This window comes from Ruegeria sp. AP7 (assembly GCF_056539905.1).
Genome location: NZ_JBQFVT010000003.1, coordinates 377,548 through 388,052 on the forward strand (window position 1 = coordinate 377,548; position 10,505 = coordinate 388,052).

The 10,505-nt window shown below is 56.8% G+C and carries 11 protein-coding genes; 3 read left to right on the plus strand and 8 right to left on the minus strand.

Annotated features, from left to right (window positions below; all coding sequences use genetic code 11):
• Positions 1-157 precede the first annotated feature (157 nt).
• On the plus strand, positions 158-565 hold the full coding sequence (locus tag ACR0KN_RS09130; RefSeq protein WP_010442438.1) for a hypothetical protein: 408 nt from the start codon (positions 158-160) through the stop codon (positions 563-565).
• Positions 566-568: 3 nt separating this feature from the next.
• Here the strand turns inward: ACR0KN_RS09130 and hemF are convergent, their stop codons facing one another.
• The 4 genes from hemF to clpS are packed head-to-tail and all read right to left on the minus strand — an operon-like array spanning position 569 to position 3,610.
• The gene (hemF, locus tag ACR0KN_RS09135; protein ID WP_170781139.1) at positions 569-1,453 is read right to left on the minus strand and encodes an oxygen-dependent coproporphyrinogen oxidase; all 885 of its coding nucleotides are present in this window, start codon (positions 1,451-1,453) and stop codon (positions 569-571) included.
• Between the two features lie 5 nt (positions 1,454-1,458).
• Complete coding sequence (locus ACR0KN_RS09140) at positions 1,459-2,259, minus strand: SDR family NAD(P)-dependent oxidoreductase (RefSeq protein WP_480652948.1); 801 nt, start codon at positions 2,257-2,259, stop codon at positions 1,459-1,461.
• 37 nt (positions 2,260-2,296) lie between these two features.
• A complete protein-coding gene (locus ACR0KN_RS09145; RefSeq protein WP_480652950.1) occupies positions 2,297-3,259 on the minus strand; it encodes a class I SAM-dependent methyltransferase in 963 nt (320 codons plus the stop codon).
• 9 nt (positions 3,260-3,268) lie between these two features.
• A complete protein-coding gene (gene clpS, locus ACR0KN_RS09150) occupies positions 3,269-3,610 on the minus strand; it encodes an ATP-dependent Clp protease adapter ClpS (RefSeq protein WP_170544355.1) in 342 nt (113 codons plus the stop codon).
• Between the two features lie 94 nt (positions 3,611-3,704).
• On the opposite strand from clpS, the gene ACR0KN_RS09155 reads away from it, so the two are divergent.
• The gene (locus tag ACR0KN_RS09155) at positions 3,705-4,406 is read left to right on the plus strand and encodes an HAD family hydrolase (RefSeq protein ID WP_480652952.1); all 702 of its coding nucleotides are present in this window, start codon (positions 3,705-3,707) and stop codon (positions 4,404-4,406) included.
• 281 nt (positions 4,407-4,687) lie between these two features.
• Complete coding sequence (locus ACR0KN_RS09160) at positions 4,688-6,067, plus strand: D-alanyl-D-alanine carboxypeptidase family protein (RefSeq protein ID WP_480652954.1); 1,380 nt, start codon at positions 4,688-4,690, stop codon at positions 6,065-6,067.
• Between the two features lie 64 nt (positions 6,068-6,131).
• On the opposite strand, the gene ACR0KN_RS09165 is transcribed toward ACR0KN_RS09160, so the two are convergent.
• From ACR0KN_RS09165 to ACR0KN_RS09180, 4 genes are all read right to left on the minus strand, one after another.
• Positions 6,132-7,379, minus strand: coding sequence for a hypothetical protein (locus tag ACR0KN_RS09165; RefSeq protein ID WP_480652956.1), 1,248 nt, complete (start codon positions 7,377-7,379; stop codon positions 6,132-6,134).
• Between the two features lie 130 nt (positions 7,380-7,509).
• Positions 7,510-8,271: a LamB/YcsF family protein gene (locus ACR0KN_RS09170; RefSeq protein ID WP_480652957.1), complete on the minus strand. Its 762-nt coding sequence runs from the start codon at positions 8,269-8,271 to the stop codon at positions 7,510-7,512.
• Positions 8,272-8,283: 12 nt separating this feature from the next.
• Positions 8,284-9,279: a 5-oxoprolinase subunit C family protein gene (locus tag ACR0KN_RS09175; RefSeq protein ID WP_480652959.1), complete on the minus strand. Its 996-nt coding sequence runs from the start codon at positions 9,277-9,279 to the stop codon at positions 8,284-8,286.
• On the minus strand, positions 9,276-10,025 hold the full coding sequence (locus ACR0KN_RS09180) for a 5-oxoprolinase subunit B family protein (protein ID WP_260024244.1): 750 nt from the start codon (positions 10,023-10,025) through the stop codon (positions 9,276-9,278). Before ACR0KN_RS09180 ends, ACR0KN_RS09175 begins: the two co-directional genes overlap by 4 nt.
• Positions 10,026-10,505: the final 480 nt, after the last annotated feature.

The following is a 10,505-nucleotide window of genomic DNA, read 5'->3' on the forward strand; positions in this document are numbered from 1 at the left end:
AGCGCGGATCATATTCAATGAAAGGATTTTCATGGTGGGTAACCAAGGGCGCACGAATTCGACATTGTACCAGAAGCAAGAATGCTGTCATGGTATGTTATTGATTGAATTCACGCTTTGACGGCGTCGATCGAAGTTATCGAATGAGGTATTGGATATGCGAATTCTGAAGCTTGCATGCCTGGTGGCTGCTTTGGTGTCCCCCACACTTTCACAAGCCGTTGGCTTCGGTGTGGGTGTGCGGCCCGCATTTCGAACAACAGTCACGCCATTGAATGATGGCACCTACGAGGTGGCTGCGATCGGTACATCAGCGCCAGTGGCCTATTGGTGCGGGATCGGTGATTTTGCGATCCGGACGCTGCGGACATCAGCAACTCAACGCATCTATATCTCGAAACCCTATGAGAGGGGTGCCCGTACGGTGCAGTTTTCTCTGTCACCGCCTGAAGGGGCTGAAGATGTCACAACATATTCCGTCACGGTCAAAACCGTAGGAGCAAATATGACGGCAGGGTCGGCTCAGGGATATTGCTATGACAATTTCATAGATTTTGGTTTCTGACCATCAGATCCATTTCGCCAGCGGCGGCAGGCTCATGAGAACGGCATCGGGATCATGCCCGGTTTCCAGACCAAACTTGGTGCCACGGTCGTAAACCAGATTGTATTCCGCATAGAGACCACGATGCACAAGCTGCTTAGTCTTGTCCGTGTCATTGAAACTCTGAATTCGACGCTTCTCGACCAGAGGTAAGAACGCTGGAAGGAATGCGCGGCCAATATCCTGGGTCAGGGAGAAATCTGCCTGCCAGTCGCCAGTACAATAGTCATCCATGAATATCCCACCAACACCTCGTGCGCGTTTGCGGTGGGGGATGTAGAAATATTCATCGGCCCAATCTTTGAGGCGTGGATAATGCGACGCACCATGCGGATCCAAATGAGCCTTTTGAGTGGCGTGGAAATGAGAGGTGTCTTCGTCATATTCGATGCAAGGGTTCAGATCGGACCCGCCACCGAACCACCAGGCATGCGGTGTCCAAAACATTCGTGTGTTCATGTGTACCGCAGGCACATGCGGGTTCTGCATATGTGCCACCAGGCTGATGCCAGACGCCCAGAAACGCGGGTCATCTTTCATTCCGGGAATGCCCTTGCGCGCAGCCATCGCATTCTGCGCGCGTTCGCCTAGTGTGCCGTAAACGGTTGAAACATTAACGCCCACTTTTTCGAACACGCGACCGCCGCGCATAACGGACATCAAACCGCCACCAGCGTCCGAGCCATCGTCGGATTGGCGGGTGGTTTCTTTCACTTCAAAACGGCCCGGTTGATCGTTTGAGAATGGGCCAGCGTCGTGGCTTTCCTCAAGCGCTTCGAACGCCATGATGATCTCATCGCGCAATTGGCGAAACCATGCGGAGGCGGTGTTTTTTTCTGTGTCAAACATAGGTGTCAGTGGGCAGGTGCCGCGACCGGGTCCAGCAGGGTGCGACCGCCGTCAATGGTCAGGATTTGCCCTGTCATGAAACCCGCGGCATCCGAAGCGAGGAACTGCGCTGTTTCGGCCAGTTCGTTAGGCGCTGCAATTCGCGCCAGGGGTGTGTGTTTTTCGATATCATCGCGGAAGTCGCGATTTTCCTTCAATGTGGATTGCAACGAGGCGCTCATTACCGATCCCAGAGCAATTGAGTTCACGCGGATGCGGCTCGGCGCCAACGCTACAGCAAGCGAACGGGTCATCTGATCCAGCGCGGCTGTTGAGACCGAGTAGGCCATCAGGTCCGGGTGGGTTCGGCGCGCAGCAATCGAGGACAGGTTGATGATCGAACCTGCAGGGTTCTCGGTGTCACCATCAGCCTGTTTGATGAACCGCTTGGCGACCAGTTGGCTCAGTCTCAGCGCAGGCATCAGGTTCTGGTTCAACAATATACGGACCGAGTCATCATCCGCGTCGAGCGGGTCTGAAGGGATGACCTGCCGTGCGCCATTGATCAGGATATCCACTTGATCGAAAGCATCCAGCGTTGCCGAGAGTAGGTTGGCGATGGTCAGCTTTTCGCGCAGATCGCCCGCAAAATAACGGATATTGCTGTCATCCGCCTGTTCACCCAGCTCTTCGGACAGGCGTTTTTCATCCATGTCGGCAAACATGACATTGGCACCTGCATCCGCAAAATGCCGCCCGATGGCAAGCCCGATGCCATTGGCACCGCCGGTGACGATTGCGGTCTTGCCCGCGATTGAAAAGGACATGCGAATCCTCCTGAGTTCTGGCGCAGGTTAGCGGGCCTCAGCCCCGAGGGCGAGAGGCATGAAATACCTTGAATCGGTTGTCTCCTGCAACTTCTTCAACGCGCGTGAAGAACTCGGCCAGGGTGGCTTCGTAGGGCAGGTGGCGATTGGCAACCATCCAGAGTTGCCCGTTGCGTGTTAGGTTTCGTGCGGCGTTTGCGATAAATCCCTGCCCAAGGGCCGGGTCAGCACTGCGCGAGGTGTGAAACGGCGGGTTCATGACCACCATGTCCAGTGGCTCGGGTGCGGTCCAATTGGTTGCGTCGGCCCAGTGGAACTGCGCACGAGGGTCGGTGACGTTGGAGCGGGCACAGGTGAGTGCGGTGTGATCCGCCTCAACCAAATGCAGGCTGTGCAAGGTGTCGTCGATCAGCCCGGCGGACAGAAAGCCCCAGCCTGCGCCCAGATCAGCAATGCGCGTACCGCGCTTGGTTGGCAGAGACCTCTGCAACAGGGCTGAGGCAGGATCGATACCGTCAGCGGAAAACACACCGGGTGCGGTGTGGAATCCGTCGACCATTTGGTTTTCAGGCGCAGCCCAGTCGGCAAACGCGTCCGCATCAGACTGAAACCAGAAAATCTTGCCATGCGCTTTCGAAATCGGCCCGTTGATTGCGACCCGCTTGCGGATGTCTTTCAGCAAACTGTCGACGCCATCGGTTTTGGCCCCGTCCACCACAATGATCCCGCTGGCGCGGCTGCAAGCCTGATGAACCAACGCCCGGGCCAGCGCTTTGGCACGCGGCAGGAAGACGACAGCATCCTGGCTGGGCGCGTCACTGTTGGGCGTTGCCACAAAACCTTGCGCGGCAAAATGATCGTGAAAGGGTTTAAAGGGTTGTACCACCTGCGTCTCGTGCGGCAGGTCCGACAGATCGTGGTTGGGGGTTGGGGCCAGCACGGTCAGAGGTTGTGACAGGCGGAGCCCGCTGCTTAGGGCAAGTTCAATGCGAGGAGACATGGCCGCGCGTTATTCTTCGCGTTCCATGGTGCATTGCAGCGGGTGCTGATGCCTGCGCGCGAAATCCATCACTTGCCCGACCTTGGTTTCGGCAATCTCATGGCTGAACACGCCAACCACGGCGACACCTTTCTTGTGCACGGTCAGCATGATTTCGAACGCCTGCGCATGGGTCATGCCGAAGAAACGTTCCAGCACATGCACCACAAACTCCATCGGCGTGTAGTCGTCATTCAGCAGCAACACCTTATACAGCGGAGGCCGCTTGGTCTTGGGACGTGTTTGCACCAGGACCGACGTGTCGTCGTCCTGGTCGTCCTTGTCCGACATGATCCACTGGTGTTCGCGCATTACTGTAAGAGAATCCCGATTCAAGCTTCGGTTTGTTTGAGGGCTTATATAACGTCACTGTGGTCAGAGAAAAGAGCTACGAGTCGGAATCGCAATGCAGGACAAATTGACCACAATCGCGTTCGATGCGGATGACACGCTGTGGCATAATGAGCGGTTTTTTCAACTGACGCAGACCTATTTTGCCGAATTGCTGGCCGATCACGCCGAGCGCGATCACCTGATGGAACGTCTTCTTGCCGCTGAAAAGCGGAACATCCAGCACTATGGGTATGGCATCAAGGGTTTTACCCTGTCTATGATCGAGACAGCGATCGAGGTGACCGAAGATCGCGTCCCTGCGCGCGTTATCCGCCAACTTGTTGAAGCGGGGCAGGAGATGCTGGCGCATCCCATCGAACTGCTCCCCCATGCGCGCGAGGCCATCGAGACGGTGGCCGAGACGCACAGGGTTTTGCTGATCACCAAGGGCGACCTGATCGATCAGGAGCGTAAGCTGGCGCAATCCGGATTGGGTGAGCTATTTGATTGCGTTGAGATCGTGAGCGAAAAAACGGCAGCGACTTATTCGATGATTTTCGCGCAGCATGGGGATGGTCCCGAGGCCTCGATGATGATCGGAAACTCGATGCGGTCTGACGTGGTGGCGCCCATCGAAGCGGGATGCTGGGGCGTGTATGTGCCCCATGGGCTGGTCTGGGAAATTGAGAAGGCTGAAACTCCGGCCGACAATCCCAGATTTTGTGAGTTGCGAGATCTGGGCGATCTCTCGGCTCTGGTTGCCCGGATTTCCTGACCTGTTGCCGTTTCACATCAGTTGCGAAAAATTCGATGGATTGGCTTGCCTGATTTTCGGCGGAATCGCGGGTTTGGTGTCTGGACGCGCAGCTTCTACCACATGTAGTGCAGTGCTGGGTCGGAGTGGGTGTAACGAACACGCAGCTTTCAGTTTCTTTAAGCCCGTCCCTGTGTTAGCCTGATCAATATCAAAATAAAAATTGCTGACCGGGAAAACCCGGCGGCGCGAGGCAGACAGAGGCAAAGATCGTGCAGATTCGGCGGACAGTTCCGGCCCGAATGGGCTTATTCCTTATAGCATTTCTGTGGCTGCTTTCTTTTGCGCCACTTCAAGGCGTGGCGGCCCCCTACGCAGCCATGGTCATCGACGCGCGCACCGGGGAAGTGCTGCATTCCCGTAATGCCGACACGCGGCTCCATCCGGCATCGTTGACCAAAATGATGACCCTCTACATCGCGTTTGAGGCGGTGCGGAATGGTGAGATCACATTGGACACTCAGGTTAGGATCACCAAGAAGGCGGCGGCTGAACCGCCGTCCAAGCTGGGATTGCGCACCGGCCAGCGAATCGCGTTTCGTTATCTGATCCGGGCAGCAGCAGTGAAATCGGCCAATGACGCGGCGACCGCCATAGGTATCGCGCTCAGCGGTTCCGAGGCGGCCTTTGCCCGTCGCATGACCCGTACCGCCAAGGCGATGGGGATGAGCCGGACGACCTTCAAGAACGCGCATGGTCTGACCGAGTCGGGCCACTTGTCGACCGCGCGCGACATGACCACGCTGGGCCGTCATCTGCTGTATGATTATCCGCAGTATTATAATCTGTTCTCGCGCCAATCGACTCATGCCGGGATCAAGACCGTTCCGAACACCAACCGCCGCCTGCTGGCGGCCTACAGGGGCGCCGATGGGATCAAGACCGGCTATACCCGCGCGGCCGGATTTAACCTTGTTGCTTCAGCCAAACGCAAGGATGAACGCATCATTGCCACGGTCTTCGGCGGCAAATCCGGCGCATCACGTAACGCCCGTGTAGCTGAACTTCTGGATATGGGTTTCCGCCGTGCCCCCTCGCGCGCGCCGATCCGCAAGCCTGCCCGCCCGGCGTATGCCGGAAACACGGGGCTGGGCACCGTACAGGTCGCTCAGGTTGGTCCACCGAAGAAAAGCTTGCGCCCGGTCCTGCGTCCGACGGCAGCCGCTGCTGTGCAAGTAGCAGGTGCAGTTGCCGAAACGGCCGAGAAAAATGGTTCCCGTATTCAAGACGGTATTGCCGCCGCCATTGCGGCAGCGGATGTCGCACCTGCGGACAGCGCAACACGACCAGTTTCGCGGCCTGGGGATGTGGTTCTTGCCTCGGTTGAACCGGACAGACAGCCAGAGCCGGAACCCGAAGTGGTTACCCGCCTGTCCACATCCGGCGGTCACCTGTGGGGTGTCAATGTGGGCCGATACACCACGCGATACGAGGCCGAGAAAGTTTTGCTGAAAACCGCGCTGTCGGAAATGACTACATTGGAAGGCACGTTGCGTAAGGTGAACCAGAGCGCGCGCGGGTTTGATGCGACCTTTCAGGGCATGACCCGCGAACAGGCCGATCTGGCTTGCCGCCGGTTGCAGGCGCGCAACGTCACATGTTTCATGATCGGGCCGTCATAAGACCCGACATACTCTCCTGGATGGGTCTGGGCTGCGATGATCTCGCAGCCCTTTTTTTATCCGATCAGTCGAAAACGTGACCATGCTGGTACTGTTCGTCCTGCCCGGCGGCAGCGGTCAGGGCAGCAACATTGTCTTTGGTAAAGAAGCCATCATAGTGATGGCAGCGCTCGATATACTCAGTGATCAGCAATGTATGTTTCGAGTGCTTCGAGAAGATCTGTTTAAGATTCGGATCGTCTTTGCACTCGCCCACCACATGGGCAAGAAATGGCACACCTTTGTCTTTGAGCGTATTCACTACGAAATCGACATTTTTCTCACCTGCGGCATGATCACCATCCTGAATCTCGACTGCCATGTGGTGCAGGCGGCGTCCAAAGTTGCGCACGAAATCCTCGGTCGGCATCGGCAGTTTGGCGAAGGAATTTACGAAGGATGGCGTGTTGTTGGCGGTGAAGACCTTGGCGGGGGATTTCTTGTCGTCATCCACATTGGCGTTACGGTTCACGTTGGTTGACGAGTTCATGTCAAAGATGTTGTACGCCCCCCAGAAATAATAGGGGATCATGGTCAGAAACTCGAGGATCGCGTCCTCGCGCTCTCCGGCGAGAACCCGCGTGGCGAGGTGATCGATCCCCAGCATCAGCGGAGAGATTTTGCTGTCGGCGCCAAAGGCTGCGGCCTGATCCAGCCGCGCTTGTTCCGCATCGCTCAGCATCGCGCGATCGCCAAGCCCCAGACTGTCGGTGTCGTTGAAATCATGCGTTGAATAGCCGACGCGGTTGCACGTGAAATCCGACGGCGTCGTAAACCGGTATCCGTCCAACGTGTAAAATGGGTTTTCCGTATCCCCGGAATATTCGAACCGAATATTCTGATCCTCCAGCGTTCCCGTCAGGTTCTTCAAATCGGTAGCGCCGTAAATCTCACCCACATAACGCGTCTGGGGCGTGCCGCGCGCCAGCGGGTACATTCTGTTGATGCGGGGAATGAAATCTTCGAACGCCGAACTGAGCGGAGCCATCAAAATCAGCGCCGGGTAATCGGCATGTGAGTGCATGACCGCGAACTTATGCGTCTGGCCCAGATAGCTGGCAGTATGGCGATAGGGGGTCATTACATAAAGTTCGACCAACGTGTCGAACAGCGCATCTGTTTCAACCTGAATGACGATCGCGCGCATCGCGCCTACCTGATCCGCGATGCCAGAGCTGATGCGACGCTCGTAAATCCTGGGCAGATATTCGGTGAAGAAGTCCGAGTTTTTCTTGTCGCCCCTTGGCTGGTAGGACATCAGATCGAAAGACATAGGCTCATCTCCTTGCGGCGCGTTGCTTGGATTTGTGGTAGTCAGATCATGCACTTGCCAATCATGCTAGGCGCTAAGGCCTGCATGGGCAACAGTTTGGAGATGGGGTTCGAAAGTTACGTTGTTGTGACTAGCGGATGAACTTTGTGACCTCGACACCGCCTGCGATCAGGTTCTCGCGCACGGAGTGCGCGATCTGAACCGCCGTCGGGCCATCACCATGCAGGCATATCGTATCAATTGAAGTCTCTAGCCGCTTGCCGGATTCGGTGATGATCGCACCTTCGTTTACCATGTTCAGGATGCGCGGCCCTGCCAGCGCGGGATCATGGATGACCGCCCCCGGCAAGGACCGGTCTACTAGCGTGCCGTCGTCGTTGTAGGCGCGATCCGCAAAGATCTCACCCACCCATTTGCAACCCAGTTCGCGCACAGCCGCGTCCTGCTTGGTCACCGCAAGCACCATTATAATGATGTTGGGGTCCACATCCAGCGCGCCCTGATAACAGGCGCGCGCCATGTCGATATCGACCGAACACATATTGGCCAGTGCGCCATGCAACTTGAGGTGCCGGACTTCTGTACCTACGGCCTTGGCCATGCCGATGGCTGATCCGAGTTGATAACGCACAAGATTGCGCAAACTGTCATGAGGTACTTTCATGTTTCGACGCCCGAACCCCTGTAGATCGGGAAAACCAGGATGCGCGCCAATGCCAACACCGTTCTTGGCCGCCAGAGTCATGGTCTTGGCCATCACATCCGGGTCACCGGCGTGAAAGCCACAGGCGATATTGGCCGAAGTGATGATCTTCAGCAGGCTTTCATCATCCCCCATATTCCAGGGGCCAAAGCTCTCGCCCATATCTGCATTCAGATCGACGCTCGGCATCGCGATAACTCCTTATTCGGTGGCAGAGATCATTCCGCTGATCAATTGGTAGGACAGAAGGTCCGGGATGTCATGTGGATCGCGGACCAAGGGTTCGACGCGCCCCGGTATGCGGGCCAGTTCGGCCTCAAAAGCGGCTTGTAGTGTCACAGCTTGTTCTATCGATACAAACTCGAACCGAACCTCGCCCCCCGCCGGTGTCTGTGCCGCGCGGGGCAGATCACAGGGTAGGACGGTTGCGATGCGCGGGTAGCCTCCGGTGGTCTGACATTCGGGAAGTAGGATGAAGGGTGCACCGGTACCGGTCATCTGTATATCGCCGGGGGTTATAACTTCTGACAGGATGTCTAACTGGCCTTTGGCAGCGAAGCCGTCGCCTTCGCTATCTAGCTGCATGCCCATCCGGTTGGCCCGGGCGCCACGGTGGAATGTCGTTCGTGTAAACCGCGCAAGTGTACCTTCATCGAACAGCGCCGTTTGAAAGCTGGCCACGACCCGCAGCAAGCCTCCCGAGAATCTATCGTCGGCACGCAACTTCAGGCCCGTCGTACCCGCTCCGGGTGCGGGCAGTCGATCGCCGGCCCGAACAGCGCGCCCGATCCTGGCGGTCAGATGTGCCGCGCGAGAGCCCAGTGTCATTTCGGTCTCGACCCCGCCGCCCAAGTGTAGATACCCATAACTGCCCTGTTGAACCGACCCGATTACCAGTCGCTGTCCGACTTCCATCTGGTGCGAGGCATTCCACAGAACCGGGCTGCCATCGATACTGGCCTGCATAGGTGCGCCGGTTAGCGCGATGGCGGTTGGCACGGTTGCCTCGAACTCGCCCCCCATCCCCGCCATTTCCAGTGCTGCGCACTTTGGGGCGTTACCCAGCAAGGCGGCTCCTTCATAAAGCGCCATTACATCTGCGGCACCCGAACGTGACAGGCCTTGATCCAGATACCCAGTACGCCCTTGATCCTGAACCGTGCAAGCTGGACCGATGCGATGGACGATCAGCGTCATGCCGTGATCTCCTTGCAACTCGCACCGCCAGAACCATCGGTGCACGTTGTCTGGATATCCTCAAGTTCCTCGCGCGAGACTGAGATGAACTGCATCTCATCACCGGGGTTGAGGGCAAAGCTCTGCTCCATGTCCGGACGAAAGCAACGGAAAGCGGTTTGCCCTACATGGCGCCATCCGGTTGGAGTTGGCCCTGAGAACAGAACAAATTGCGAAATTGCCAGAACCAACGCCCCCTCGGGCACCATTGGCGTCAGCTCTTTCAGGCGTGGAATGTTGAATTCGGGTCCTAATGGCCCGAGATAAGGTTGGCCCGGAGCGAACCCGATGGTTAGTACCCGCACGCGCGATTGGCTGAGACGATCGATGGCGTCTGTAGTTGACAATCCGGCTGCCAGCGCTGCGTCTTCTAGCTGTGGCGCAAGATCGGTACCGTAGACTGTCGGTACTTTCCAGAATCGTCGCCCTGCAGGCAAGGGTGCGGCGTACCAATCGCGACTGTCCAACATCGCGCGCATCAACTCTTCGATGTCGTGATGCGACAGGCTTGAGGGATTGAATCGTATAAATGCAGATGCCAGCGAGGCCGACGTCTCAAGCACACCGTCGATCTGTTGTTCTTCTACCGCGCCGCGAAATGCCAGAGCGGCGCGGTTTGATTGCTCGGACATGGTTTGCGCAAAGGTCACCAACAGACCGTCTAATCCAACGGTTCGTAGCAGGGGGAACTTAGTGTCAGTCGTCATATCACGGTCACAGGCGTATCGGTTGAGCTTCTGAGAGACCTGAGCCTATCCATAGACAATGCGCAAGGCCTTGTAGGATCGTTGGGCAATGCGCTCGGCGGCGCCGATGCTGGGTGCGATTCCGGGATTGGAAATGAATCGCTGCTCCATATCGAGTCGGTCCTGTCTTGTGGAGGTGGCGTAGTGCTCTCACTATATATAGGGTTTGAACCAACAAGCGCTGAAGCCTGAGTGGTATGTCTGATAGGTTTGAAGGATGGTTTTAACCGTATTCGGTGAGACTTATAGCTCGTAAGTATTTGATATATTAGTTTAAAAAGCGAATTTGAAGTTTTTTACGACTTTCTTGAATTTTCCACTTGCGCGTTGAATGCGTAAGGCATAGAACGCCCTTCACCGGCGCTGCTGAGGTGGTTGCTGGGACGCTGGGAACGGCGGAGACGAGCCGGAGAGACGGTTGAGACGCATCGGAGAGACGGT